Raw genomic sequence first — 25,620 nt, forward strand, 5'->3', positions numbered from 1 at the left:
ATGGGCTACCGCCTGTCGAAGATCTACACCCGCACCGGCGACAAAGGCGAAACAGGCCTGGGCGACGGACGCCGGGTGCCCAAGGACCACCCACGGATCGAGGCCATTGGCGAGGTGGACAGCCTGAACAGCCAGTTGGGTTTGCTACTGGCGGGGCTGGCCGAACAAGGGCTGGATGAAGTGAGCGCGGTGTTGGCGCCGTGTCAGCACCGCTTGTTCGACCTGGGTGGTGAGCTGGCGATGCCCAGTTACCAGGCGTTGAACCAGGCGGAGGTGGAACGGCTGGAGGCGGCGATCGATGTGTGGAACGAAGAGCTGGGGCCGTTGAAGAACTTCATTTTGCCCAGTGGTTCGGCGCTGGTGGCACAGGCACATGTGTGCCGCAGCCTGGCGCGCAGTGCGGAGCGGCGGTGTCAACAGTTGAATGCGCTGGAGCCGTTGGCGGGGGTTGGGCTGGCGTATATCAACCGGCTTTCGGACCTGCTGTTTGTGGCGGCGCGGATCATTGGGCGACGGCAGGGGGTGGCAGAGGTTTTGTGGCAGCCTGCTGAGAAACCGAAAGGCTGATATTTCTGGGGCCGCTTTGCGGCCCTATCGCGACACAAGGCCGCTCCCACAGGGATAGCGCACAGCCGCAACGCTGCGCCGTCCTTGTGGGAGCGGCCTTGTGTCGCGATCGGGCCGCAAAGCGGCCCCAATTACAGGCGAATCAGATCTCGGGCCAGAACGCCCGGATCCCGGCAACACCCTGCGCCCCCGCTTCCCAAGCCTGCTCGCGCTCACCCGGCCCTACCCCACCCAGCAGGTAGACCGGCTTGTTGAAGCCGGCGATCAACCGCTGCGCCTCATCCCACCCCAACGGCACCGCCTCGGGGTGAGTCCGGGTCGCCTGGACAGGCGACAGGGTGACAAAGTCCACGCCCATCTGCTCCGCCAGCGCCAACTCTTCAGCACTGTGACAGGACGCCGCCAGCCAGCGCTCCTTGGGGAACGGCCGGCCGTTGGCGGCATACTTGCGCAGTTGTGCAGCCGTCAGGTGCCAACCCGCGGCAGGAAAGTCACCCAGCCACTCCAGCGGCCCCTTGAGCATCAGCTGCGCCTTGCCCGCGCACAGGCCGACCGCATCCACCGCCACATCGCGGTACTTGGGGTCGTACATGTCCGGGGCACGCAACTGGATCAGGCGAATGCCGCTGGCCACCGCCTTCTGGATGCCCTTGAGCATCTGCGGCACTTCCAGGCCATCGGGGGTGATCAGGTACTGGTCCGGCAGGCGCGCGGCCGCAACGATCGGTTTATTGGCCTCGGGGAATTCGTACTGAGGCAAATCGCGTGGGGCAACCCATTCCAGTGGCTGGCCCTCGGCGCCATGCGGCTCGCCAGTGAACGCCTCGACTTCGCGCACGTCCAGCAGCACCTGCTTGTCCGGGTAGTCGTGGCTGACCTTGATCAGCGCGCGCGAACGGCTCACCTCGATGCCCAGCTCCTCGCGCAGCTCGCGGGCCAGCGCTGCCTCGACACCTTCACCCTCTTCCACCTTGCCGCCCGGGAATTCCCACAGGCCGCCCTGGTGCTGGGTATCGGCACGGCGTGCGATCAGAATGCGGCCGTCAGTACCACGAATGACGGCGGCTACAACATGAATCCGTTTCACCCTTCACGCTCCGCCAGGCCAGCCTGCTGCCAGGCCTGGAAGGCCGGCCACTGGTAAATGGTTTCGATATAGGCAGCCGCCTGCGCAGGCACTTCCACGCGGTAGGTGCGCAGGCGCACGGCCACCGGGGCGAAGAAGGCATCGGCCAGGCTCGGCTTGCCGAACAGGAACGGGCCGCTGTCCTTGGCCGCCAGGCGGCATTCCGACCACAGTGCAACGATACGGTCGATATCGATTTGAACCTCCAGCGGCACGCTGTCCAGCGCCTGGTCGCGCGACAGGTCGAACGGCATCGCGCCGCGCAGGGCGAAGAAGCCACTGTGCATCTGCGCGCAGGCCGAACGGGCCTGGGCCCGGGCCGCCACGTCGGCAGGCCACAGCTGGGCGTCGGGGTGGCGTTCGTTGAGGTATTCGGCAATGGCCAGCGAGTCGGCGATCACACCGTGCCCGGTCTTGAGCAGCGGTACCTTGCCGGTGGCAGAGAAGGCGAGGATGCGCTGACGGGTGTCAGGCTGGTTGAGTTTGATCAGGGTTTCTTCGTAGGGCACGCCAGCCAGCTCGAGAGCCAGGGCGCCACGCAGCGACCAGGAGGAATACAGCTTGTCGCCGATGATCAGGTGATAGCTCATGGTTCGGCTCCATCGTTTGGGAATTTTGGGGCTGCTCTGCAGCCCCTCTCGCGACACAAGGCCGCTCCCACATGAAGCGGTGTACGCAGGAGCCTTGTGTCGCGAAAGGGCCGCAAAGCGGCCCCAATTACATCAGGTACGGTACTCGGCGTTGATCTTCACGTACTCGTGGGACAGGTCGGTGGTCCAGATGGTTTCGCTGCACTGGCCACGGCCCAGCTCGATACGGATGGTGATCTCTTCCTGGGCCATTACCTTGGCACCCTGGTCTTCGGTGTAGCTCGGGCTGCGGCCGCCTTTGCTGGCAATGCACACGCTGTCCAGGTACACATCGATCAGGCTCACATCCAGCTCTGGTACGCCGGCACGGCCAACGGCAGCGAGGATGCGGCCCCAGTTCGGGTCGGAAGCGAACAGCGCGGTCTTGATCAGTGGCGAGTGGGCCACGGCATAGCCGACGTCCAGGCACTCCTGGTGGTTGCCACCGCCGTTGACCTGCACGGTCACGAACTTGGTAGCGCCTTCGCCGTCACGGACGATGGCCTGGGCCACTTCCATGCACACTTCAAACACCGCCTTCTTCAGCGCTTCGAACAGTGCGCCGCTGGCTTCGGTGACTTCCGGCAGGTTGGCCTTGCCGGTGGCGATCAGCATGCAGCAGTCGTTGGTCGAGGTGTCGCCATCGATGGTGATACGGTTGAACGACTTGTTGGCGCCGTCCAGCATCAGGTCCTTGAGCACCTTTGGTGCCACCTTGGCGTCGGTGGCGATGTAGCCGAGCATGGTGGCCATGTTCGGACGGATCATGCCTGCCCCCTTGCTGATGCCGGTGACGGTAACGGTCACGCCATCGTGCTGGAACTGGCGGCTGGCACCCTTGGGCAGGGTGTCGGTGGTCATGATGCCGGTGGCAGCTTCGGCCCAGTGGTTTTCCGACAGGTTGTCGAGGGCGGCCTGCAGCGCGCCTTCGATCTTCTCGACCGGCAGCGGCTCGCCGATTACACCGGTGGAGAACGGCAGTACCGACTCGGCCGGTACACCGGCCAGTTCGGCCAGCTTGGCGCACGTGCGTTCGGCGGCGGCCAGGCCTGGCGCGCCGGTGCCGGCGTTGGCGTTACCGGTGTTGGTCAGCAGGTAGCGCACGGTGCCCTGTACACGCTGCTTGGACAGGATCACCGGCGCCGCGCAGAAGGCGTTGAGGGTGAACACGCCAGCCACGCTGGAGCCTTCGGCACAGCGCATGACCACCACATCCTTGCGCCCCGGGCGCTTGATGCCGGCAGAAGCGATGCCGAGTTCAAAACCCGGAACCGGGTGCAGGGTGGGCAAAGGACCAAGACCAACAGCCATTAGAGCGCTCCTAGAAAATACGGTTGATATCGAAAAGCGGGGCCGCTTCGCGCCCCATCGCGACACAAGGCCGCTCCCACATAGGACGGCGCAGCGTTGCGGCTGTGCGCTATCCCTGTGGGAGCGGCCTTGTGTCGCGACAGGGCCGCAACGCGGCCCCATTCAGGTCAGATCACTCGATCTGCCCGTGGCAATGCTTGAACTTCTTGCCCGAACCACACCAGCACGGCTCGTTGCGGCCCAGCTTTTGTTCGTTGCGCACCGGTGCCGAGGCGACGGCCACTTCGACGCCCTCCTCGCTCAGTTGCTCGCTTTCCAGGCCCGGAGCGGCGGCATGCTGGAACTGCATGCGGCTGGCCAGTTCCTCGGCCTCGCGGCGCAGGCGGGCTTCCTCTTCGACCGGGTCTTCGCGGCGTACCTGAACGTGTGACAGCACACGGATGGTGTCGCGCTTGATCGACTCGAGCAGCTCCTGGAACAGGCTGAAGGATTCGCGCTTGTACTCCTGCTTCGGGTTTTTCTGCGCATATCCACGCAGGTGAATACCGTGACGCAGGTGGTCCATGGTCGACAGGTGGTCTTTCCACAGGTCGTCCAGCACGCGCAGCAGGATCTGCTTCTCGAAGGTACGCAGGGCTTCGATACCGGCCTGGTCTTCCTTCTCGGTGTACGCGCTGGTGATTTCGTTCAGCAGCTTCTCGCGCAGGGTCTCTTCGTAGAGGTGATCGTCCTCGTCGAGCCACTGCTGGATCGGCAGCTTCATGGCGAAATCGCTGGCCAGCGAAGCTTCCAGGCCGGCCACGTCCCACTGCTCGGGCAGCGACTGCGGCGGAATGTGCTGGCTGATGGTAGCGTCCAGTACTTCCTTGCGGAATTCGACGATGGTGTCGCCGATGTTCTCGGCGGCCAGCAGGCTGTTGCGCATGTGGTAGATCACCTTGCGCTGCTCGTTGGCCACGTCGTCGTATTCCAGCAACTGCTTGCGGATGTCGAAGTTGCGGCCTTCGACCTTGCGCTGGGCCTTCTCGATGGCGTTGGTGACCATGCGATGCTCGATGGCCTCGCCCGACTGCATGCCCAGCGCCTTCATGAAGTTCTTCACCCGGTCAGAGGCGAAGATACGCATCAGGCTGTCTTCCAGCGACAGGTAGAAGCGGCTGGAACCCGGGTCGCCCTGACGGCCGGAACGGCCACGCAGCTGGTTGTCGATACGGCGCGATTCGTGGCGCTCGGAAGCGATCACGTGCAGGCCACCCGACTCGATCACTTGCTGGTGGCGCTTCTGCCAGTCGGCCTTGATCTGGGCGATCTGCTCGGCGGTGGGGTTTTCCAGGGCGGCCACTTCGGCTTCCCAGTTACCGCCCAGCAGGATGTCGGTACCACGACCGGCCATGTTGGTGGCGATGGTCAGGGCACCTGGCGCACCGGCTTGCGCGATGATCTCGGCTTCCTTCTCGTGGTACTTGGCGTTGAGCACCTTGTGGTCGATACCTTCCTTCTTCAGGAGGTTGGACATGTGCTCGGAGGTTTCGATGGTCGCAGTACCCACCAGCACCGGGCGGCCCTGGGTCATGCTTTCCTTGATGTCGGCGATGATCGCGGCGTATTTCTCGTCGGCGGTCAGGTACACCAGGTCGTTGAAGTCCTTGCGCGCCAGCGGCTTGTTCGGCGGAATGACCATCACGTTGAGGGCGTAGATCTGGGCGAACTCGAACGCTTCGGTATCGGCGGTACCGGTCATGCCGGACAGCTTGGTGTACAGGCGGAAGTAGTTCTGGAAGGTGGTCGAAGCCAGGGTCTGGCTCTCGGCCTGGATGTTCAGGTTTTCTTTCGCTTCGATGGCCTGGTGCAGGCCTTCGGACAGGCGACGGCCGGGCATGGTACGGCCGGTGTGTTCGTCGATCAGCAGGACCTGGCCGTCCTGGACAATGTACTCGACGTTGCGGTGGAACAGCTTGTGCGCGCGCAGGCCGGCGTAGACGTGGGTCAGCAGGCTCAGGTTGTGCGCCGAGTACAGGCTCTCGCCCTCGGCCAGCAGGCCCGACTGGGTGAGCATTTCCTCGATGTACTGGTGACCGGCTTCGTTCAGCTCGACCTGGCGGCTCTTCTCGTCGATGGTGAAGTGGCCTTCCTGGGTGACCTGGCCTTCCACTTCCTCGATGTGCTGCTTCAGGCGCGGGATCAGGCGGTTGATCTCGATGTACAGCTTGGAGCTGTCCTCGGCCTGGCCGGAGATGATCAGCGGGGTACGCGCTTCGTCGATGAGGATGGAGTCGACTTCGTCGATCACGGCGAAGTTCAGTTCACGCTGGAACTTCTCCTCCTGGCTGAACGCCATGTTGTCGCGCAGGTAGTCGAAACCGAATTCGTTGTTGGTGCCGTAGGTGATGTCGGACGCGTAGGCGGCGCGCTTTTCTTCCGGCGGCTGGAAGGCCGAGACGATGCCGACCGACAGGCCGAGGAACTCGTACAGCGGGCGCATCCAGTTGGCGTCGCGGCGGGCCAGGTAGTCGTTGACGGTGACCACGTGCACGCCCTTGCCGGACAGTGCGTTGAGGTACACGGCCAGGGTACCGACCAAGGTCTTGCCTTCACCGGTACGCATTTCTGCGATCATGCCCTCGTGCAGGGTCATGCCACCGATCAGCTGCACGTCGAAGTGGCGCATGCCCATCACGCGCTTGCCGGCCTCACGGGCCACGGCGAAGGCTTCAGGCAGCAACTGGTCCAGTGTCTCGCCTTTGGCCAGGCGCTCCTTGAACTCTGCGGTCTTGCCCCGCAGTTGCTCGTCGGAGAGGGCCACCATCTTCTCTTCGAGAGCATTGACGATGTTCACCGTCTTGAGCATGCGTTTGACTTCACGCTCGTTCTTGCTTCCAAAAAGTTTCTTTAACAAAGGCGCAAACATATCGGCAGGATCTTCCACACGTAGGGATGGAGGGCGGCCCCATGAGTCGCCCGTGCAGCCCTGAGGCCGCATGCGAACGAGCATTCTACCCGGAAACGATGGTGAAGAAAGTGGTGGATTGCCACGATGCTTGTACAGCGTTTTGGCGGGGGCTTGTTTTAGATAGGGGCATTTTCCCTGAGTTCAAGGTTCGGGAAGATGAAACGTATCGAGAATGAGTCTTGTCTCTTGTTAACTGTGGGAGCGGGTTCACCCGCGAAGAGGCCGGGACAGGCTATAGAGGTGTTAGACTGCGGACCATGTAACCTCATGCGTACTCCCATGGCCTACAAACCCTCCCCCGCCCAGCCGCCCTCCGCCCTGCTCCGCCAGGTGCGCCCGCTGCGCCTGCTGCTGAACCAGGCTGAACGCCTGGAACACCTGCAGCGCCTGCTGGAAAGCCAGCTGCAACCGGCCGCCCGCGAGCACTGCCATGTGGCGTCGTGGCGCGATGGCACATTGTTGCTGGTGGTAACCGACGGCCACTGGGCCACTCGTCTGCGCTATCAGCAAAAACGCTTGCTGGCGGCATTACAGGCGATGGAAGCATTCGGCAACCTCAGGCGTATCCTGTACAAGGTGCAGCCGCCGCTGGTGCCGGCCAAGCGTGGTGGCCATGCCGCAGAGCTGTCGAACAACGCGGCCGAGAGCCTGCGCGATACCGCCGAGGGCATCAACGACCCCAAGCTGCGCGCGGCACTGGAAAGGCTGGCAGCTCATGCCCAGGACAAGCGCTGACACCTTCGGGACTACTGCGCAGTCCATTCGCGGGCACGCCGGCTCTCATAGAACTGCACATAACTCATTGAATTAGCGGGGACTCTGTGGGAGCGGGCGTGCCCGCGAATGGCCGGACCTGCCGGGCAAAATGCGTCAGCCATAAAAAAGGCCACCCGAAGGTGGCCTTAATGAACTAGAGAGTGTTCGAACTTACACGGCCGCAACAGGGCGCATGTACGAGATCGGTGCCGTGCTGGCATCTTCGAAAGTGACCACTTCCCAGGCGTCTTTTTCGGCAATCAGCTTGCGCAGCAGCTGGTTGTTCAGCGCGTGTCCGGACTTGTAGCCCTTGAACTCGCCGATCAGGCTGTTGCCCAGCAGATAAAGGTCGCCAATGGCGTCGAGGATCTTGTGCTTGACGAATTCGTCATCGGAACGAAGGCCGTCTTCGTTGAGCACACCGGTCTCGTCGACCACGATGGCGTTCTCGACACTGCCACCCAACGCAAGGTTGTGCTTGCGCAGGTACTCGATGTCACGCATGAAGCCGAAGGTACGCGCGCGGCTGACTTCCTTCACGAACGAGGTGCTGGAGAAGTCGACGACCGCACTCTGGGTCTGGCCCTTGAGGACCGGGTGATCGAAGTCGATCTCGAAGCTCACCTTGAAGCCGTCGAAAGGCAGGAACGTGGCGCGCTTGTCGCCCTCTTCCACGGTTACCTCACGCAGGATGCGGATGAACTTCTTGGCTGCGTCCTGTTCTTCCAGGCCGGCAGACTGAATCAGGAATACAAAGGGTCCGGCGCTGCCATCCATGATCGGCACTTCCGAGGCGGAGAGCTCGACGTAGGCGTTATCGATGCCCAGGCCCGCCATGGCGGAGAGCAGGTGCTCGACCGTATCGACCTTGACGTCACCGTTGACCAGCGTCGTCGACATGGTTGTCTCGCCGACGTTGGCCGCGCGCGCCGGGATTTCGACCACAGGGTCGAGGTCGGCGCGGCGGAAGACGATGCCGGTGTCAACAGGTGCAGGCTTGAGGGTCAGGTAAACCTTCTCCCCGGAGTGCAGACCGACACCTGTGGCACGGATGGTATTCTTCAGGGTGCGTTGTTTAATCATGGCATTGGCCGCTTCAGCGCAAATTGCGAACAGGTATCAACAAAGGCTGGGGATGATAACAGACCCAACCTTTGATGAATACCAATCACCTTTATACCCCTGATAAATTCCATTAATCAGCCTGACGACGCAGGAATGCCGGGATATCAAGGTAGTCCAGGTCATCCTGAGGGTTCAGTTTAGCGGCTGCAGCAGCCCCTGCATGGGCCTGGTTGCGCATTACGGTCGGGCGCTCCAGGTCACGGTAGTTGACCGCAGGCTGCTCCTGGCGAACCGGCGCCGGGTTGGATGCCTCGTACACCTGCTGGGCAGTCTGCAGGGTGTTGTCGACCACCTTCACAGGCTTCTCGATGCGCGCGCCAAGGCCAGTGGCCACTACGGTCACGTGCAGCTCGTCACGCATGTCCGGGTCGATCACGGTACCGACCTTGACCATGGCGTGGTCGGAGGCGAAGGCTTCGATGATGCTACCCACGTCGGAGTACTCGCCCAGCGACAGGTCCGGGCCTGCGGTGATGTTCACCAGGATACCGCGGGCGCCCTGCAGGTTGACGTCTTCCAGCAGCGGGTTGCGAATTGCTGCCTCGGTGGCTTCACGCGCACGGTTCGGGCCGCTGGCACAGCCAGTACCCATCATGGCCATGCCCATTTCACCCATCACGGTACGCACGTCGGCGAAGTCGACGTTGATCATGCCCGGGCGCTTGATGATATCGGAGATACCACGCACGGCACCGGCCAGTACGTCGTCAGCCTTGGCGAAGGCGGACAGCAGGCTGGCATCCTTGCCCAGGATGGTCAGCAGCTTCTCGTTGGGGATGGTAATCAACGAGTCGACGCTTTCAGCCAGCATGCGGATGCCTTCATCGGCAATCTGCATGCGCTTGCGGCCTTCGAACGGGAACGGACGGGTCACCACGGCAACGGTGAGAATGCCCATTTCCTTGGCCACTTCGGCGATGATCGGCGCTGCACCGGTACCGGTACCGCCGCCCATGCCAGTGGTGATGAACACCATGTTGGTGCCCTGCAGCACTTCAGCGATGCGCTCACGGTCTTCCAGCGCGGCCTGGCGGCCGACTTCCGGGTTGGCACCGGCACCCAGGCCTTTGGTCACGCCAGTGCCCAATTGCAGGATGGTGCGCGCGCCGATGTTTTTCAGCGCCTGGGCATCGGTGTTGGCGCAGATGAATTCCACGCCTTCGATGCTGCTCTTGACCATGTGATTGACGGCGTTGCCACCACCACCACCAACGCCGATCACCTTGATGACCGGGCTTTGCGGGACGTTGTCTACGAGCTCGAACATTTTCCCTCTCCTTACAGTTCTCTAGTTGTCGCGCCTACCACTACTGCTTTGAAACTTAGAAGTTGCCCTGGACCCAGCGCTTGAAGCGTTCAAGCACTGGAGCCTTCGGTTCATCGCCATAGCTGTTGTTGCTGCTGTTACCGGTCAAGGGCAGGTCTTCGGTCTGCTTCTGCAGGCCGTAGGTGAGCAAGCCCACGCCGGTGGAATAGATCGGGTTGCGAACCACGTCGCTAAGCCCCCGAACGCTGTGCGGTACGCCCAGGCGTACCGGCATGTGGAAGATTTCCTCGGCCAGTTCCACGGCGCCTTCCATCTTCGCGGTGCCGCCGGTCAGGACGATGCCGGCCGGCACCAGGTCCTCGTAGCCGCTGCGGCGCAATTCGGCCTGGATCAAGGTGAAGAGCTCGTCGTAACGTGGCTCCACCACCTCGGCCAGGGCCTGGCGCGACAGCTCGCGCGGTGGGCGATCACCCACGCTCGGCACCTTGATGGTCTCGCCGGCGCCAGCCAGTTTGGCCAGGGCGCAGGCGTAGCGGATCTTGATTTCTTCGGCGTACTGGGTCGGGGTACGCAGGGCCATGGCGATATCGTTGGTCACCTGGTCGCCGGCAATCGGGATCACCGCGGTGTGACGGATCGCGCCCTCGGTGAAGATGGCGATGTCGGTGGTGCCACCACCAATGTCCACCAGGCACACGCCCAGTTCTTTTTCATCGTCGGTCAGCACCGAGTAGGCCGAGGCCAGCTGTTCGAGGATGATGTCGTCGATTTCCAGGCCGCAGCGGCGGACGCACTTCTCGATGTTCTGCGCCGCGTTGACCGCGCAGGTGACCACGTGGACCTTGGCTTCCAGACGTACGCCCGACATGCCCAGCGGCTCGCGCACGCCTTCCTGGTTGTCGATCACGTAGTCCTGCGGCAGGGTGTGCAGCACGCGCTGGTCGGCCGGGATGGCCACGGCCTGGGCGGCGTCGAGTACGCGCTCCAGGTCGGCCAGGCTGACCTCGCGGTCGCGGATGGCGACGATGCCGTGGGAGTTCAGGCTGCGGATGTGGTTGCCGGCCACGCCGACGAAGGCCGAGTGGATGCGGCAGCCGGCCATCAGCTGCGCCTCTTCCACGGCGCGCTGGATCGACTGCACGGTGGACTCGATGTTCACCACCACGCCTTTTTTCAGGCCACGGGAGGGATGGGTACCGATCCCGACGATCTCCAGGGTACCGTCCTCGCCCACTTCGCCCACCAGCGCCACCACCTTGGAGGTGCCGATGTCCAGCCCGACGATCATTTTGCCGCTATGCGCGTTTGCCATGGTCCTGCCTCTCTCTAATTCTTCGCAACGGCGGGTTGGGCCGTCGTCGGTGCAATCGGTTCCCGCCAACCAACGGCAAGTCCGTTGGAATAACGCAGATCAATGCGGGCGATAGTGGTGATCTGGTCTTTGAGTGTTTTGTCGTATATGGCAATGAAACGGCGCATTTTCTCCACCAGATGGTCGCGCCCCAGCAGCAGCTCGATGCCCGGCCCGGCGCTGCTCGCGCCGGTGGTCAGGAACCAGCTGCCTCGCTCGCGCAGCTCCAGGCGAGCGATGGAAAAGCCCAGGGGGCGCAGCATCTGGCTCAATACCTGATACTGCTGCATGACTTGTTGCTGAGCACGCTGCGGCCCGGCCAGCTGCGGCAGATGCTCGTAGTTGGCCAGCTCGCGCGGGGTGAATGCCTGGCCCTGGTTGTTGAGCAAGGCTTCGTCACCCCAGCGTGCCACCGGCAACTGTTCTTCCAGGCGGATCACCACCTCGTCGGGCCATACCCGGCGCACTTCGGCATGGGCAATCCACGGCATCTGTTCGAGCTCGGCGCGCATCGCCGGCAGGTCGACGCTGAAGAAGCTCGCCGCCACGTAGGGCGCGATACGCTGCTGCACCGACTGCTGGCTGATGTAGCTGAGGTCACCCTGCACGTCGATCTTGGTGATCGGCCGGTCGGCGTATGGCATCAGGCGAATGGCGCCCTCATAGGCGCCAAACCCGGCCGCCACCAGCAGCACCGGCCACAGCAGGCGCTTGAGCCCCCCCAGGCTTGGCCGCGGCAGGCGCGCCGATACGGGCTCGTCAGCCACCAGCCGACTGGCACCACGCGGCACCGGCTTGCTACGGCCGGTAACGGGTTGCTGCTGACGTATCATCGCGCCTTGCATGGTTGTTAACCTCGCGTCGCCACGCTTTCGGCCAGGATTGCCAGCACCAGTTGCTGGAAGTCCAGGCCGGCCGCGCGGGCCGCCATGGGCACCAGGCTATGATCGGTCATGCCGGGTGCGGTGTTGACTTCGAGCAGCCAGAACCGGCCCTGCTCGTCCTGCATCACGTCCAGCCGCCCCCAGCCTTCGATGCCGATGGCATCGCAGGCGCGCGCGGTCAGGTCGATCAGTTCCTGTTCCTTGACGCTGTCCAGGCCGCACGGAATGCGGTACTGGGTATCGTTGGCGATGTACTTGGCGTCGTAGTCGTAGAACACGTGCGGCGTACCCAGGGCGATCGGTGGCAGCACCTGGCCACGCAATACCGCGACGGTGAACTCCGGCCCGTGGATCCACTGCTCCACCAGTACCTGGGAATCGTATCTGGCAGCATCCTGCCAGGCGGCGACCAGTTCCTGGGCGCTGTTCACCTTGGCCATGCCGATGCTGGAACCTTCATGGGCCGGTTTGACGATAAGCGGGAAGCCCAGTTCCGTAGCGGCCTGCAAACAATCGCTTTCGCTCGCCAGCACGGCGTGGCGCGGGGTCGGAATGCCCAGGCTCTGCCACACCTGCTTGGTACGCAGCTTGTCCATGGCCAGTGCCGAGGCAAGGATGCCACTGCCGGTGTACGGGATGCCCAGGCACTCGAGCAGGCCTTGCATGCTGCCGTCTTCACCGCCACGGCCGTGGAGGATGATGAAGGCGCGGTCGATCTTCTCGCTTTGCAGGCGGTCGAGCAGGTCGTCACCCACGTCGATGGCGACCACGTCGACACCGGCGGTAGTCAGCGCGTCGATCACCGCAGCGCCGGATTTGAGCGACACTTCACGCTCGGCACTCTTGCCGCCGTACAGCACGGCAACACGGCCGAACGCCTTGACGTCCAGGGTCGAGTGCAGCTTTTCGTAGGCGCTGGTCATTTCGACTTCTCCTGCTTGGCGCCAGCGAACAGCGGGCTTTTCATCAATTGCGGGGCCAGGCCGCCGACATCACCGGCACCCTGGCAGATCAGGATGTCGCCAGCACGCAGCAGTGGCTTGACCAGTGGCGCCAGGTCGACGCCACGTTCGATGTAGATCGGGTCCAGCTTGCCGCGCTGGCGGATGCTGTGGCACAGCTGGCGGCTGTCGGCACCGGGGATCGGCTCTTCGCCAGCCGGGTAGACTTCCATCAGCAGCAGCACGTTGGCATCGCCCAGCACCTGGACGAAATCGTCGTACAGGTCGCGGGTACGGCTGTAGCGATGCGGCTGGTAGACGATCACCAGGCGGCGGCTTGGCCAGCCACCGCGCACGGCCTTGATCACCGCAGCCACTTCGGTCGGGTGGTGGCCATAGTCGTCGACCAGCATCACGCTGCCGCCTTCGACCGGCAGTTCGCCATACACCTGGAAGCGGCGGCCGACGCCCTGGAAGCCGGACAGGCCCTGGACGATGGCCTCGTCAGTGATGCCTTCGTCGGTGGCGATGGCGATGGTGGCCAAGGCGTTGAGCACGTTGTGGTTGCCGGGCATGTTCACCGACACCTCCAGCGGCTCGCGGTCACGGCGCAGCACGGTGAAGTGGGTCTGCATGCCCTTCTGGCGCACGTTGATGGCGCGGATGTCGGCCTCGTCGCTGAAGCCATAGGTCACGGTCGGGCGCTTGACCTGTGGCAGGATCTCGCGCACTACCGGGTCGTCCAGGCACATCACGGCCAGGCCGTAGAACGGCAGGTTGTGCAGGAACTCGACGAAGGTTTTCTTCAGTTTGTTGAAGTCACCTTCGTAGGTCGCCATGTGGTCGGCGTCGATGTTGGTGACCACGGCCACCATCGGCTGCAGGTGCAGGAAGCTGGCATCGCTCTCGTCCGCTTCGGCAATCAGGTAGCGGCTGGTGCCGAGCTGGGCATTGGTGCCGGCAGCGGTCAGGCGGCCGCCGATGACGAAGGTCGGGTCCAGGCCGCCGGCAGCGAACACCGAAGCCAGCAGGCTGGTGGTGGTGGTCTTGCCGTGGGTACCGGCAACGGCCACGCCATGGCGGTAGCGCATCAGCTCGGCGAGCATCTCGGCACGCGGCACCACCGGAATGCGCCGCTCCAGGGCGGTGGCGACTTCCGGGTTGGCCGGGTTGATGGCGCTGGACACCACCAGCACATCGGCGGTGGCGGCGTTCTCGGCGCGGTGGCCGACGAAGATCTCGGCACCGAACGATTCCAGGCGCTCGGTGACCGGCGAGGCCTTCAGGTCGGAACCGGACACTTCATAGCCCAGGTTCAGCAACACTTCGGCAATGCCGCACATGCCCACGCCGCCGATACCGACGAAGTGAATACGGCGGATACGGCCCATCTTCGGCTGGGGCATGGCTTTCTGGCTCTCAACCATGGGCCACCTCCAGGCAGATATCGACCACGGTGCTGGTTGCGGCAGGTTTGGCCAGGCGCCGTGCGGTGCCTGCCATGACGTTGAGTTTCTCGGGTTGCATCAGCACCTCGTTCAGGCGTTCAGCGAGCTGCGCTGCGCCAGTTGTCGCTTGTGGCATCAGGAAGGCAGCACCTTCCCGGGCCAGATATTGGGCGTTGTGGGTCTGGTGGTCGTCGATCGCGTGGGGCAATGGCACCAGCACCGAAGGCAGGCCTGCTGCCGCCAGCTCGCTGACGGTCAGGGCACCGGCCCGGCACACCACCATGTCGGCCCAGCCATAGGCTTGGGCCATGTCCTTGATGAAGGGCTCTACCTGCGCCTCGACACCCGCCTCGTGATAACGCTCGGCGGTGATCGGCGCGTGTTGCTTGCCAGCCTGGTGGAACACCTCTGGCCGCAGCGCGGCGGGCACCTCGGACAGGGCCTTAGGCAACAATTTGTTCAATGGTTCCGCGCCCAGGCTGCCACCGAGCACCAACAGGCGTGCACGGCGCTCGGTCAGGGGCGCGCGATGCGCGTCCATGAACAGCTCCGGGCGCACCGGGTTGCCGGTGGTGCGACGTTTGTCGCTGGCCTCGAAGGTGTTCGGGAAAGCTTCGCAAACCCGTGCCGAGAGTGGCACCAGCAACCGGTTGGCAGTGCCGGCGCGGGCGTTCTGCTCATGGATCACCAGCGGTACGCCGCACAGGCGTGCGGCGACGCCGCCCGGGCCGGTCACATAGCCACCGAAGCCGACCACGCATACCGGCTTGAGCTCACGCACGATACGCCGCGCCTGCAGCACGGCCTTGACCAGGGTGAACGGCGCCTTGAGCAACGACAGCTTGCTCTTGCCGCGCAGGCCACTGACCTGGATCAGGTGCAACGGCAGGCCAGCCTGGGGCACCAGTTCATTCTCGATGCCACGCGGGGTGCCCAGCCAGTGCACGCTGTAACCACGTGCCTGGAACTCACGGGCGCAGGCCAGGGCCGGGAACACGTGGCCCCCGGTGCCGCCCGCCATGATCAGTACATTCTTGCCGTCAGCGGCCATGATTGGTCTCCTCGGCAAAATCGCTTTCGCTGAACTCGTGTTCCTCACTGCCCAGGTGCGTGCGGCTTTCCCACTCGATACGCAGCAACAGCCCCACGCAGGCACAGCAGATCACCAGCGAGCTGCCCCCGTAGCTGAGGAACGGCAGGGTCAGGCCCTTGGTCGGCAGCAGGCCGACGTTCACACCGATGTTGATCAGGAACTGGCCGATCCACAGGAACGCCAGCCCGAAGGCGACATAAGCGGCAAAGAACTGCTTGGCTTTTTCAGCCCACAGGCCGATGTACAGGGCACGCACGGTCACGAACACGAAGAGCGCGATGGTCAGCAGCGAGCCGACCACGCCGAGTTCTTCGGCCAGTACCGAGAACACGAAGTCGGTGTGCGCTTCAGGCAGGTAGAACTGCTTCTGCACGCTGTTGCCCAGGCCAACGCCCAGCCACTCGCCACGGCCGAAGGCAATCAGCGCCTGGGTCAGCTGGTAGCCCGAGCCGAACTGGTCGGACCACGGGTCGGTAAAGGTAATCAGGCGCGCCATGCGGTAAGGCTGCGCCTGTACCAGGACGAACACCGCGACCACCGCCAGCACCACCATCAGGCTGAAGCGGAACAGCCCCACACCGCCCAGGAACAGCATGGCCGCCGCCGCGCCCATCATCACCACGGTGGCACCGAAGTCCGGCTCCATCAGCAGCAGGGCCGCCATGGGCAGCAGCACGATGAACGGTTTGAAGAAGCCCATCCAGGTTTCGCGTACCTCGGTCTGCCGGCGTACAAGGTAGCCGGCCAGGTAAATGACCACGAACACCTTGGCGATTTCCGAGGGCTGCACGTTGAAGAAGCTGAAGCCGATCCAGCGCATGGAGCCGTTCACTTCGCGGCCGATACCCGGCACCAGCACCAGCACCAGCAGGCCGAAGGCCCCCAGCAGCATCATGAAGCCCATGCGCTGCCAGGTGGCGATCGGCACCAGCATGGTGGCGCCACAGGCGACCAGGCCGAGGAACACGTACACCAGGTGGCGGAACATGTGGTAAAGCGGGTTGCCCGACTGCACCGCAGCCACTTCCGAGGACGCCGAGGTGATCATCACCAGGCCCAGGCCCAGCAATGCCAGGCAGCCAGCGAGCATCGCAAAGTCCAGGTCGATGCCACGGCCGCTGATCAGCGGCGACGGATAGGGCTTGAGGATGCCGAAGATCATGCAAGGCCTCCCGCTGCCTGGGCGAACAGGCGCCCGCGTTCTTCGAAGTTCCTGAACATGTCGAGGCTGGCGCACGCCGGCGACAGCAGCACGGCATCACCCGCCTGGGCCAGTTCGGCGCATTGCTGCACGGCATCGTCGAGGGTTTTCACGCGGACCAGTTGCACACCATCGCCAAGGGCTTCGGCCAGGCGCTCGGCATCACGGCCAAGCAGTACCACAGCACGGCAGAAGCGCTGGACCGGCTCGCGCAGTGCAGCGAAGTCGGCGCCCTTGCCATCGCCACCGGCGATCAGCACCAGCTTGCCTTCGATATCGGCACCCAGGCCCTCGATGGCGGCCAGGGCAGCACCGACGTTGGTGGCCTTGGAATCGTCGTACCAGTTCACGCCGTTGCGCTCGCGCACCCACTGGCAGCGATGGGCCAGGCCACCGAACTCGCGCAGGGCTTCGAGCATCGGCTCGAACGGCAGGCCGGCAGCATGCCCCAGGGCCAACGCCGCCAAGGCATTGCTCTGGTTGTGGGCACCACGAATCTTCAGTTCGCGCACCGGCATCAGCGCCTGGAACTCGAATGCCAGGTATTTCTCACCGTCCACTTCGCGCAGGCCAAAGGCCTTGAAGTCTGGCTGGTTGAGGCCGAAGGTCCAGCATGGGCGGCCTTCGACCGGCAGTGGGCGGCTCAGGGCGTCCTGACGATTGACGACAACCTGTTTGGCGCCACGGAAGATCCGGTGCTTGGCCAGGTGGTAGGCCGGCAGGCCGCTGTAGCGGTCCATGTGGTCTTCGCTGATGTTCAGCACCGTGGCCACTTCGGCGTTGAGCTGGTCAGTGGTTTCCAGCTGGAAGCTGGACAGTTCCAGCACGTACAGCTCGACATCATCGGCCAGCAAGTCCAGCGCCGGGGTACCGAGGTTGCCGCCCACCGCCACGCGCTTGCCGGCCTTGGCGGCCATTTCGCCAACCAGGGTGGTGACGGTGCTCTTGGCGTTGGAGCCGCTGATGGCAATGATCGGGGCCTTGGCGTAGCGGGCGAACAGTTCGATGTCACCGGACAGCTTCACGCCACGCGCGGCCGCCTGCTGCAGGGCCGGGGTGGCCAGGGCCAGGCCGGGGCTTACGTACAGCTCGTTGGCGCGGCACAGGAAGTCCACGTCCAGCTCACCACAGCGCACTTCCACCTGCGGGTAATCACGGCGCAGGGTGTCCAGTTCCGGCGGTTGCTCGCGGGTGTCGGCGACCGCAAAGGCAACGCCCCGGCTCGCCAGGAAGCGAACCAGGGACATGCCGCTCTTGCCGAGGCCGACAACGATGCGGAATTGGTCGGAAGCGATCAAAGACACGCTCATCTACCTCAGTTTCAGGGTTGCAAGGCCGATCAGCACGAGGATCACGGTGATGATCCAGAAACGGACGATCACCCGTGGCTCTGGCCAGCCCTTGAGTTCAAAGTGGTGGTGGATCGGCGCCATGCGGAACACGCGCTTGCCGGTCAGCTTGAAGGAGGCAACCTGGATCACCACCGACAGGGTTTCCATGACGAACACGCCGCCCATGATGAACAGCACGATTTCCTGGCGAACGATCACGGCGATGGTGCCCAGCGCGGCGCCCAACGCCAGTGCGCCAACGTCACCCATGAACACCTGCGCCGGGTAGGTGTTGAACCACAGGAAGCCCAGGCCGGCACCGATCAGCGCGCCGCAGAACACGATCAGCTCGCCCGAGCCCGGCACATAGGGGATCAGCAGGTATTCGGCGAACTTCACGTTGCCCGACAGGTAGCAGAAGATGCCCAGGGCACCACCGACCATCACCGTCGGCATGATCGCCAGGCCGTCGAGGCCGTCGGTAAGGTTGACCGCGTTGCTCGAGCCGACAATGACGAAGTAGGTCAGCACGACGAAGCCGATGCCCAGCGGAATGGTGACATCCTTTACGAACGGCAGGATCAGCGTGGTTTCGACGCTGGTCGGTGCGGTCTTGTACAGGAAGATGGCGGCTGCCAGGCCGAACACCGACTGCCAGAAGTACTTCCAGCGGCTTGGCAGGCCGCGCGAGTTCTTTTCGATCACCTTGCGGTAGTCGTCGACCCAGCCGATGGCACCGAATGCCAGGGTAACGATCAGCACCACCCACACGTAGCGGTTGGTCAGGTCGGCCCACAGCAGGGTGCTGACGGCGATGGCGGACAGGATCAGCGCCCCGCCCATGGTCGGGGTGCCGGACTTGGACAGGTGCGATTGCGGGCCGTCGTTACGCACGGCCTGGCCGATCTGGCGGATTTGCAGGGTACGGATCATCCACGGCCCCAGCCACAGCGCCAGGGACAACGCGGTCAGCACACCCAGAATCCCGCGCAGGGACAGGTACTGGAAGACCGCGAAGCCTTTGTGGAACTGTTGCAGATACTCGGCCAACAGCAGCAGCATTAATGTTTCTCCCCGCTGGCACCGCACAATGCCGCCACGACGTTTTCCATCGCAGCGCTGCGCGAGCCCTTGATCAAGATAGTGGTGTCGCTGGCATTCTCGGCGCCAACCGCGTCGATCAGTTCAGCTTGAGTAGCGAAATGGTGGCCATTGGCGCCGAACGCCTTGACCGCGTGTGTCATGTTGGTGCCCACCGCGTACAGGGCGTCTACCTTGCCACGCGCGTAGTCACCCACCTGACGGTGGCCTTCCTCCGCCCATTGCCCCAGTTCGCCGATATCCCCAAGCACCAGGATGGTGCGTCCGGAAAAGCCGGCGAGTATATCAATGGCTGCGCACATGGAGGTGGGATTTGCGTTGTAACTGTCGTCGATCACCCGCACGCCGTTCGGCGCGATCTGCGCCACGGTACGGCCCTTGACCGGTTGCACGGCAGCCAGGCCGGCGGCGATGCCGCTCAGGCTCAGACCAACGGCATGGGCAGCGGCGGCGGCGGCCAGGGCGTTGCTGACGTTATGCGTACCCAGCAGGTTCAACTGCACCGGCACCTTGCCATCAGGCCCATGCAGGGTGAACGACGGGCAGCCACGGGCATCACGGCCGATGTCACTGGCATGGAAGTCAGCCTGCGGGTTGTCCAGGGCAAAGCTGAGGATGCGGTGGTTGCCGGCACGTTTGCGCCAGATATCGAAGGCCTTGTCGGCCAGATTGAGGATGGCAGTGCCGCCCTCGCCCAGGCCTTCGAGAATCTCGCCCTTGGCTTCGACGATCTTTTCCGGGCCGCCGAACTCGCCAACGTGGGCGGTACCGGCGTTGTTGATGATGACCACCTGAGGCCGGGTCAGGCCGACGGTGTAGCGGATCTCGCCAATGCGCGAGGCGCCCAGCTCGATCACCGCGGCGCTGTGCTCTGGGGCGATCTCCAGCAGGGTCAGTGGCGCACCGAGGTCGTTGTTCAGGTTGCCGCGGGTGGCGTGCACCAGGCCACGGGTACGCAGGATGCTGGCGAGCATCTCCTTGACCGTGGTCTTGCCGCTGGAACCGGTGATGGCCACCACCGGCTTGTCGAAGGCAGCACGGTTCAGCGCGCCAAGCTGGCCGAGGGCCAGGCGGCAATCGGCCACCAACAGCTGCGGCAGGTCTACATCGGCCACTTCACGCTCGACCAGGGCCGCGACAGCGCCCTTGGCCTTTACATCGGCCAGGTAGTCGTGGCCATCGAAGCGCGGGCCGGCCAGGGCAACGAACAGCTGCCCGGCGCCAACACTGCGGCTGTCGATGCTGACGCCGGTGAACGTGGCGTCGGCACCGACTTGTTGACCACTCAGTGCTGTGGTCAGCTGGCTGAGTGACATCGGCTTAAGCATGTGGAGCCTCCCAGGCTACAAGTGCCTTTTCGGCCTCGGTCAGATCGGAGAAGTCATGGCGCTCGCCATTGATCTCCTGGTAATCCTCGTGCCCCTTGCCGGCCAGCACGATCACATCGTTGGCAGCGGCGGTAGCGATCAGATGCGCGATGGCTTCGCCACGACCGGCAACGAACTCGACTTCGGCAGGCTTGGTGAAGCCCGGGCGGATGTCGTCAAAGATGCGCAGCGGGTCTTCAGTACGCGGATTGTCGTCGGTGACCAGCACGCGGTCAGCCAGGCGCTCGGCCACTTCGGCCATCAGCGGGCGCTTGCCGCGGTCACGGTCGCCGCCGCAGCCGAACAGGCACAGCAACTTGCCGTGGGCGTGCGGGCGCAGGGCTTCGAGTACTTTTTCCAGGGCGTCCGGGGTGTGTGCGTAGTCGACCACCACCAGCGGCTTGTCACCGCCTCCCAGGCGCTGCATGCGGCCGACCGGCCCCTGCAGCTGCGGGGTGACCTTGAGGATTTCATCCAGCGCATAGTCCAGCGCCAGCAGGGTCGCCACGGCGGCGAGCATGTTGCTCAGGTTGAAGCGGCCCAGCAACTGGCTACGCAGGGTACGTTCACCCTGGGCGGTGACCAGGGTGGCGCGCACGCCATCGTCATTGAACACGGCCTCACGGCAGAACAGCGAGGCCTCCGGGTTCTCCAGGCTATAGCTGAGCAACCGGGTCTCGATATGGTCGGCACTCGGGCGGCGGGCAAAGTCCGCGGCCAGGCGACGGCCAAAGTCATCATCCAGGTTGACCACCTGACAACGCAGGCCCGGCCAGGCGAACAACTTGGCCTTGGCGGCCTCGTAGGCCTCCATGCTGCCGTGGTAGTCCAGATGGTCGCGGGACAGGTTGGTCATGACCGCGATGTCGAACTCCAGCGCGGCGACACGCCCCTGCTCCAGGGCATGGGAGGAAACCTCCATGGCCACGGCCTTGGCGCCGCCTTTCCTGAGGTCGTTGAGGGTCGACTGCACGGCGATCGGGTCGGGCGTGGTCAGGCGGCCACTCTGCAGCTCACCATAGAAGCCGGTACCCAGGGTGCCGATCAGGCCACAACGCTGGCCAAGCACGTCCAGCGCCTGGGCCACCAGCTGGGTGACGCTGGTCTTGCCGTTGGTGCCGGTCACGCCCACCAGGTTCAGCTGGCGGCTCGGCTCGCCATAGAAGCGACCTGCGATATCCGAAAGCTGGGCGATCAGGCCCTTGACCGGGATCAGCGGCACATCGGTGATTGGCAACACGCTCGCGCCCTGTTCTTCATAGGCCACGGCGGCAGCGCCACGGGCCAGGGCATCGGCGATATGCTCGCGGCCATCGACCTTGGCACCCGGCACGGCCAGGAACAGGTCGCCCGGGCGCACGTTGCGACTGTCCAGGGTCAGTTCACGGATCAGCGGGTCACGGCTGGCGTGAGCGAAAAGCTTGCTCAATGGCATTGTCATCATCCACGCCCTCCCTTGGCGGTTGCTGCTGCATTGACTTGCGATTGTTCGACGGGGGCTGGTGGCGGCAGGTTGTCTGGCGGCACGTTCATCAGGCGCAGCGTGCCGGACATGACCTTGCTGAACACCGGTGCCGAAACCAGGCCACCGAAGTAGCCGCCCTTGCCCGGTTCGTCGATGACCACGACGATGGCGTAGCGTGGGTCGCTCATCGGCCCGAAGCCGGCGAACAGTGAGCGGTAGGCGTTTTCGGTGTAGCCCTTGGACCCCACGGTGGCCTTGCGCGCGGTACCGGACTTGCCGGCCACGTGGTAGAACGGCACCTGGGCGCGGAACACGCCGCGCGGAGCTTCGATCACCTGCTGCAGCATGCCCTGGACGGTCTCGGCGGTTTCCTTCGGAATGGCCTGCACGGCTTCCGGGGCCTTGTCGACCTTGAGGATCGACAGCGGCACCATCTTGCCGTCGTTGGCCAGCGCCGCGTAGGCATGCACCAGCTGCAGGGCGGTCACCGACACGCCGTAGCCATAGGACAGGGTCGCGGTCTCGGCCTTGCGCCACTCGCGGTGGTTTGGCAGGTTGCCGACGCGCTCGCCGGGGAAGCCAAGGCCGGTGTACTGGCCCAGGCCGACCTGGGACATGACCCGGTAGATGGCCTCGCCACCGATGTCGAAGGCGATCTTGCTCATGCCGACGTTACTGGAGTTGATCAGGATGCCGGTCAGGTCGAGGATCGGGCCCTCGCTCTTGGACACGTCCTTGATGGTGTAGCGGCCGATCTGCAGGCTGCCGGGGTACACCTCGACCTTGTCGGTCGGCTTCCAGCGGCCACTCTGCAGCGCCGCGCTCATGGAGATCGGCTTGACCGTGGAGCCTGGCTCGAACACGTCGATGATCGCGCGGTTGCGCATTGCGGCCGGGAACATGCTGCGGCGGTTGTTGGGGTTGTAGGTCGGCTGGTTGACCATGGCCAGAACCTCACCGGTCTTGACGTCCATGATCACCAGGCTGCCGGCCTTGGCGTCCTGTTCGGCAATGGCGTTGCGCAGTTCGCGGGTGGCCAGGTACTGCAGGCGCAGGTCTATCGACAACGCCAAGGTCTTCCCTGCCTTGGCGTTCTTGGTTACCTGAATGTCCTTGATCAGCCGGCCGCGCCGGTCCTTGATCACCTGCCGCTTGCCGGGTACACCGGCCAGCCACTCGTCATAGGCCAGTTCCACCCCTTCGCGACCGTGGTCATCGAGGTCGGTAAAGCCGACCATGTGCGCGGTGACATCACCGGCCGGGTAGAAGCGGCGGAATTCTTCCAGGCCGTATACACCCGGCACTTTCAGGTCGAGCACATGCTGGCCCTGCTCCGGGGTCAGGCCGCGGACCAGGTAGATGAACTCTTTGCTGGCCTGTTGGGTCAGGCGCTCGGTCAGTTGCTGCGGGTTCTGCCCCAGCGCGGCGGCCAGCTGTGGCCAGCGGTCTTTGGAGGCCTGCATTTCCTTGGGGTTGGCCCACAGGGTGGTGACCGGGGTGCTGACTGCCAGCGGTTCGCCGTTACGGTCGGTGATCAGCCCACGGTGCGCCGGGATAGGGATGTGACGCAGGCTGCGCGCATCGCCCTGGCCCTTGAGGAAGTCACGGTCGACCACCTGCAGGTCGATGATGCGCCAGCAAATGGCACCGACCATCAGCGCCAGCAAGCCGATCACCACGCGGAAGCGCCACGGGTAGAGTGCACCTTCGAGCTTCATCATGGCGCCACCATCCGTACTTCGTCAGCCGAAGGTACGCGCATCTTCAGTTGCTCGGAGGCCAGGTTTTCGATGCGGCTGGCGGCGGTCCAGGTGCTTTGTTCGAGGATCAGCCGGCCCCACTCGGCCTGGGCCTTGTCGCGCTCGTTCAACTCGCCGTACAGGGTATTGAGCAACTGACGGTTCCAGTGCGCGCTGTAGGACACGGCGATGGCCGAAATCAGCACGGCAACGAACAGCAGAAGCATCAGGAAGCTTCCGCCTGGCAAGGGTTTGGCAAACAGCCTGCTCACCGCAGTTTCTCCGCCACGCGCATCACGGCGCTACGCGACCGTGGGTTGGCCTTGAGCTCGGCTTCGGAGGCGAACTGGGCCTTGCCGATGAGCTTGATTTTCGGCTCGAAGACCTTGTGCTGAACCGGCAGGTTGCGCGGCAGGTTGTCGGCCTCTCCCTTGGCCAGCTTGCGCATGAACAGTTTGACGATGCGGTCTTCCAGCGAGTGGAAGCTGATCACCGCCAGGCGGCCCCCAACTTCCAGCGCATCGATCGCGGCCTCGAGGCCCGCCTCGAGGTCACCCAGTTCGTTGTTGACGTGAATGCGCAGGCCCTGGAAGGCGCGGGTCGCCGGGTTCTTGCCCTTCTCCCAGGCCGGGTTGGCCACCTTCAGCACCTCGGCGAGGTCACCGGTGCGGGTGAACGGTTGCTGTTCGCGGCGCTGCACCACGGCGCGAGCCATGCGCTTGGCGAAGCGCTCTTCGCCGTATTCCTTGAACACGCGGGCAATTTCTTCTTCAGGTGCAGTGGCGATGAACTCGGCGGCACTGATGCCCTGGTCCGGGTTCATGCGCATGTCCAGCGGGCCATCATTGAGGAAGCTGAAGCCCCGCTCAGGGTCATCCAGCTGCGGCGAGGAAACGCCCAGGTCCAGCAATACGCCGCTGACCTTGCCATCCAGGCCGCGCTCGGCCACTTCCGCGCCCAGCTCGGCAAAGCTGCGCTGCACAATGACAAAGCGGCCGTCTTCGGCCGCCAGCGCTTGCCCCGTGGCAATCGCCTGTGGATCTTTGTCGAAACCCAGCAGCCGCCCTTGCGGCCCGAGCTTGCTGAGAATCAACCGGCTGTGCCCGCCACGGCCAAAGGTGCCGTCCAGATAGCAACCGTCGGCGCGCAGGGCCAATGCCTCGACAGCTTCGTCGAGCAGGACGGTAATGTGGTTGAAGCCGCTATCTATGGTCACAGGATCAGGTCACGCAATTCGTCGGGCATGGCGCCCGGTTGTTGAATAGCTGCAAGGTCAGCTGCCGAAACCGCGTTCCAGGCATCCTCATCCCACAGCTGGAATTTGTTCAGTTGCCCCACCAGCATCGCCTTCTTGTCGAGCTTGGCGTACTCACGCAGACGGGGCGGCACCAGGAAACGCCCACTGCCATCGAGCTCCAGGTCAACCGCATTACCGATCAGCAAACGCTGCAGGCGGCGGTTTTCCTCACGCAACGATGGCAAGGCACGCAACTTGGCTTCTATCTGTTCCCACTCATCGAGGGGATAAACACACAAGCAGGGGTCAACGGCGTCGATGGTCACGATCAGCTGACCATTGCAACGCGAATCGAGCTCGTCACGGTACCGGCTCGGCATGGCGAGACGGCCCTTGGCATCGAGGCTGACGGCGTTGGCTCCGCGGAACACGGCTGCGATTCCCCACAATGTTAGCTTTTTTGTGCCAGAAAACCCACTTCATCCCACTTTCTGCCACTTGCGCACACTATAGGAATCCGCCCGCAGCACCGTCAAGGCACGTTCGGAAGGAAAAGCCTTACAGGACCGAGATTTAGCGCAATAAGGGAATGCGGAAGGATTACCAAGGAGAAAAAAACACGAGAAAAATCAAACCCACGCAAGCAGGTGGAGTTCGAAGTTAAAGTGATTTATCAAGAGTAAGATTTTTTCGGTATTACCAGCGGGCATCTGCTATCGAATCAAGCAGGG

The 25,620-nt window shown here is 63.8% G+C and carries 22 protein-coding genes; 2 read left to right on the forward strand and 20 right to left on the reverse strand.

Annotated features, from left to right (window positions below):
• Window positions 1–567: a cob(I)yrinic acid a,c-diamide adenosyltransferase gene (locus tag MKK04_RS21815; RefSeq protein WP_241105975.1), complete on the forward strand. Its 567-nt coding sequence runs from the start codon at window positions 1–3 to the stop codon at window positions 565–567.
• 142 nt (window positions 568–709) lie between these two features.
• Here MKK04_RS21815 and MKK04_RS21820 read toward each other — a convergent pair whose 3' ends face one another.
• From MKK04_RS21820 to secA, 4 genes are all read right to left on the reverse strand, one after another.
• Window positions 710–1,654: a Nudix family hydrolase gene (locus MKK04_RS21820; protein ID WP_061303700.1), complete on the reverse strand. Its 945-nt coding sequence runs from the start codon at window positions 1,652–1,654 to the stop codon at window positions 710–712.
• A complete protein-coding gene (locus MKK04_RS21825) occupies window positions 1,651–2,283 on the reverse strand; it encodes a glutathione S-transferase family protein (RefSeq protein ID WP_207834526.1) in 633 nt (210 codons plus the stop codon). The genes MKK04_RS21820 and MKK04_RS21825 overlap by 4 nt, the downstream gene beginning before the upstream one ends.
• 132 nt (window positions 2,284–2,415) lie before the next feature.
• On the reverse strand, window positions 2,416–3,633 hold the full coding sequence (gene argJ / locus MKK04_RS21830; protein ID WP_063913299.1) for a bifunctional glutamate N-acetyltransferase/amino-acid acetyltransferase ArgJ: 1,218 nt from the start codon (window positions 3,631–3,633) through the stop codon (window positions 2,416–2,418).
• 172 nt (window positions 3,634–3,805) lie between these two features.
• A complete protein-coding gene (gene secA, locus MKK04_RS21835; RefSeq protein WP_207834524.1) occupies window positions 3,806–6,541 on the reverse strand; it encodes a preprotein translocase subunit SecA in 2,736 nt (911 codons plus the stop codon).
• 321 nt (window positions 6,542–6,862) lie between these two features.
• Between secA and MKK04_RS21840 the strand changes: the two genes are divergently transcribed.
• Entirely contained in the window at window positions 6,863–7,318 is a 456-nt protein-coding gene (locus MKK04_RS21840; RefSeq protein ID WP_063913301.1) for a DUF721 domain-containing protein, read from the forward strand.
• Window positions 7,319–7,510: 192 nt separating this feature from the next.
• Here the strand turns inward: MKK04_RS21840 and lpxC are convergent, their stop codons facing one another.
• The 16 genes from lpxC to mraZ all read right to left on the reverse strand — a co-directional run bounded on the left by lpxC (window position 7,511) and on the right by mraZ (window position 25,320).
• On the reverse strand, window positions 7,511–8,422 hold the full coding sequence (gene lpxC, locus MKK04_RS21845; protein WP_207834522.1) for a UDP-3-O-acyl-N-acetylglucosamine deacetylase: 912 nt from the start codon (window positions 8,420–8,422) through the stop codon (window positions 7,511–7,513).
• A 112-nt stretch (window positions 8,423–8,534) separates the two neighbouring features.
• Complete coding sequence (gene ftsZ, locus MKK04_RS21850; protein WP_003260772.1) at window positions 8,535–9,731, reverse strand: cell division protein FtsZ; 1,197 nt, start codon at window positions 9,729–9,731, stop codon at window positions 8,535–8,537.
• Between the two features lie 55 nt (window positions 9,732–9,786).
• The gene (gene ftsA / locus MKK04_RS21855) at window positions 9,787–11,043 is read right to left on the reverse strand and encodes a cell division protein FtsA (RefSeq protein ID WP_015271706.1); all 1,257 of its coding nucleotides are present in this window, start codon (window positions 11,041–11,043) and stop codon (window positions 9,787–9,789) included.
• A gap of 14 nt (window positions 11,044–11,057) precedes the next feature.
• A complete protein-coding gene (locus MKK04_RS21860; protein WP_012274056.1) occupies window positions 11,058–11,927 on the reverse strand; it encodes a cell division protein FtsQ/DivIB in 870 nt (289 codons plus the stop codon).
• A gap of 5 nt (window positions 11,928–11,932) precedes the next feature.
• A complete protein-coding gene (locus MKK04_RS21865; RefSeq protein WP_207834520.1) occupies window positions 11,933–12,889 on the reverse strand; it encodes a D-alanine--D-alanine ligase in 957 nt (318 codons plus the stop codon).
• Window positions 12,886–14,334: a UDP-N-acetylmuramate--L-alanine ligase gene (gene murC / locus MKK04_RS21870; RefSeq protein ID WP_063913305.1), complete on the reverse strand. Its 1,449-nt coding sequence runs from the start codon at window positions 14,332–14,334 to the stop codon at window positions 12,886–12,888. Before murC ends, MKK04_RS21865 begins: the two co-directional genes overlap by 4 nt.
• A complete protein-coding gene (gene murG / locus MKK04_RS21875) occupies window positions 14,327–15,406 on the reverse strand; it encodes an undecaprenyldiphospho-muramoylpentapeptide beta-N-acetylglucosaminyltransferase (protein WP_063913306.1) in 1,080 nt (359 codons plus the stop codon). Before murG ends, murC begins: the two co-directional genes overlap by 8 nt.
• On the reverse strand, window positions 15,396–16,610 hold the full coding sequence (ftsW, locus tag MKK04_RS21880) for a putative lipid II flippase FtsW (RefSeq protein ID WP_063913307.1): 1,215 nt from the start codon (window positions 16,608–16,610) through the stop codon (window positions 15,396–15,398). The genes murG and ftsW overlap by 11 nt, the downstream gene beginning before the upstream one ends.
• Window positions 16,607–17,953, reverse strand: coding sequence for a UDP-N-acetylmuramoyl-L-alanine--D-glutamate ligase (murD, locus tag MKK04_RS21885; protein ID WP_063913445.1), 1,347 nt, complete (start codon window positions 17,951–17,953; stop codon window positions 16,607–16,609). The genes ftsW and murD overlap by 4 nt, the downstream gene beginning before the upstream one ends.
• Window positions 17,954–17,959: 6 nt before the next feature.
• Complete coding sequence (gene mraY, locus MKK04_RS21890) at window positions 17,960–19,042, reverse strand: phospho-N-acetylmuramoyl-pentapeptide-transferase (RefSeq protein WP_063913308.1); 1,083 nt, start codon at window positions 19,040–19,042, stop codon at window positions 17,960–17,962.
• Window positions 19,042–20,409, reverse strand: coding sequence for a UDP-N-acetylmuramoyl-tripeptide--D-alanyl-D-alanine ligase (locus MKK04_RS21895; RefSeq protein WP_207834518.1), 1,368 nt, complete (start codon window positions 20,407–20,409; stop codon window positions 19,042–19,044). The genes mraY and MKK04_RS21895 overlap by 1 nt, the downstream gene beginning before the upstream one ends.
• Window positions 20,402–21,892 carry a UDP-N-acetylmuramoyl-L-alanyl-D-glutamate--2,6-diaminopimelate ligase gene (locus tag MKK04_RS21900; RefSeq protein WP_241105976.1) on the reverse strand — a complete coding sequence of 497 codons (1,491 nt, stop codon included), beginning with the start codon at window positions 21,890–21,892 and terminating at the stop codon, window positions 20,402–20,404. Before MKK04_RS21900 ends, MKK04_RS21895 begins: the two co-directional genes overlap by 8 nt.
• Window positions 21,889–23,631 carry a peptidoglycan D,D-transpeptidase FtsI family protein gene (locus MKK04_RS21905; RefSeq protein WP_172827529.1) on the reverse strand — a complete coding sequence of 581 codons (1,743 nt, stop codon included), beginning with the start codon at window positions 23,629–23,631 and terminating at the stop codon, window positions 21,889–21,891. Before MKK04_RS21905 ends, MKK04_RS21900 begins: the two co-directional genes overlap by 4 nt.
• The gene (ftsL, locus tag MKK04_RS21910; RefSeq protein WP_025340552.1) at window positions 23,631–23,924 is read right to left on the reverse strand and encodes a cell division protein FtsL; all 294 of its coding nucleotides are present in this window, start codon (window positions 23,922–23,924) and stop codon (window positions 23,631–23,633) included. The genes MKK04_RS21905 and ftsL overlap by 1 nt, the downstream gene beginning before the upstream one ends.
• The gene (rsmH, locus tag MKK04_RS21915) at window positions 23,921–24,868 is read right to left on the reverse strand and encodes a 16S rRNA (cytosine(1402)-N(4))-methyltransferase RsmH (RefSeq protein ID WP_063913311.1); all 948 of its coding nucleotides are present in this window, start codon (window positions 24,866–24,868) and stop codon (window positions 23,921–23,923) included. The genes ftsL and rsmH overlap by 4 nt, the downstream gene beginning before the upstream one ends.
• Window positions 24,865–25,320 (reverse strand): division/cell wall cluster transcriptional repressor MraZ, encoded by a 456-nt coding sequence (gene mraZ, locus MKK04_RS21920; RefSeq protein WP_004575120.1) that lies wholly within the window; start codon window positions 25,318–25,320, stop codon window positions 24,865–24,867. Before mraZ ends, rsmH begins: the two co-directional genes overlap by 4 nt.
• Window positions 25,321–25,620: the final 300 nt, after the last annotated feature.

Source organism: Pseudomonas sp. LS.1a, from assembly GCF_022533585.1.
In the GTDB taxonomy this organism is placed as follows: domain Bacteria; phylum Pseudomonadota; class Gammaproteobacteria; order Pseudomonadales; family Pseudomonadaceae; genus Aquipseudomonas.

Bases quoted from the DNA above. Each gene is read 5' to 3' on its own strand.
- MKK04_RS21815 (WP_241105975.1), top strand. From the start codon at position 1: ATGGGCTACCGCCTGTCGAAGATCTACACCCGCACCGGCGACAAAGGC.
- MKK04_RS21825 (WP_207834526.1), bottom strand. From the start codon at position 2,283: ATGAGCTATCACCTGATCATCGGCGACAAGCTGTATTCCTCCTGGTCG.
- argJ (WP_063913299.1), bottom strand. From the start codon at position 3,633: ATGGCTGTTGGTCTTGGTCCTTTGCCCACCCTGCACCCGGTTCCGGGT.
- secA (WP_207834524.1), bottom strand. From the start codon at position 6,541: ATGTTTGCGCCTTTGTTAAAGAAACTTTTTGGAAGCAAGAACGAGCGT.
- MKK04_RS21840 (WP_063913301.1), top strand. From the start codon at position 6,863: ATGGCCTACAAACCCTCCCCCGCCCAGCCGCCCTCCGCCCTGCTCCGC.
- lpxC (WP_207834522.1), bottom strand. From the start codon at position 8,422: ATGATTAAACAACGCACCCTGAAGAATACCATCCGTGCCACAGGTGTC.
- ftsZ (WP_003260772.1), bottom strand. From the start codon at position 9,731: ATGTTCGAGCTCGTAGACAACGTCCCGCAAAGCCCGGTCATCAAGGTG.
- ftsA (WP_015271706.1), bottom strand. From the start codon at position 11,043: ATGGCAAACGCGCATAGCGGCAAAATGATCGTCGGGCTGGACATCGGC.
- MKK04_RS21860 (WP_012274056.1), bottom strand. From the start codon at position 11,927: ATGCAAGGCGCGATGATACGTCAGCAGCAACCCGTTACCGGCCGTAGC.
- MKK04_RS21865 (WP_207834520.1), bottom strand. From the start codon at position 12,889: ATGACCAGCGCCTACGAAAAGCTGCACTCGACCCTGGACGTCAAGGCG.
- murC (WP_063913305.1), bottom strand. From the start codon at position 14,334: ATGGTTGAGAGCCAGAAAGCCATGCCCCAGCCGAAGATGGGCCGTATC.
- murG (WP_063913306.1), bottom strand. From the start codon at position 15,406: ATGGCCGCTGACGGCAAGAATGTACTGATCATGGCGGGCGGCACCGGG.
- ftsW (WP_063913307.1), bottom strand. From the start codon at position 16,610: ATGATCTTCGGCATCCTCAAGCCCTATCCGTCGCCGCTGATCAGCGGC.
- mraY (WP_063913308.1), bottom strand. From the start codon at position 19,042: ATGCTGCTGCTGTTGGCCGAGTATCTGCAACAGTTCCACAAAGGCTTC.
- MKK04_RS21895 (WP_207834518.1), bottom strand. From the start codon at position 20,409: ATGCTTAAGCCGATGTCACTCAGCCAGCTGACCACAGCACTGAGTGGT.
- MKK04_RS21900 (WP_241105976.1), bottom strand. From the start codon at position 21,892: ATGATGACAATGCCATTGAGCAAGCTTTTCGCTCACGCCAGCCGTGAC.
- MKK04_RS21905 (WP_172827529.1), bottom strand. From the start codon at position 23,631: ATGAAGCTCGAAGGTGCACTCTACCCGTGGCGCTTCCGCGTGGTGATC.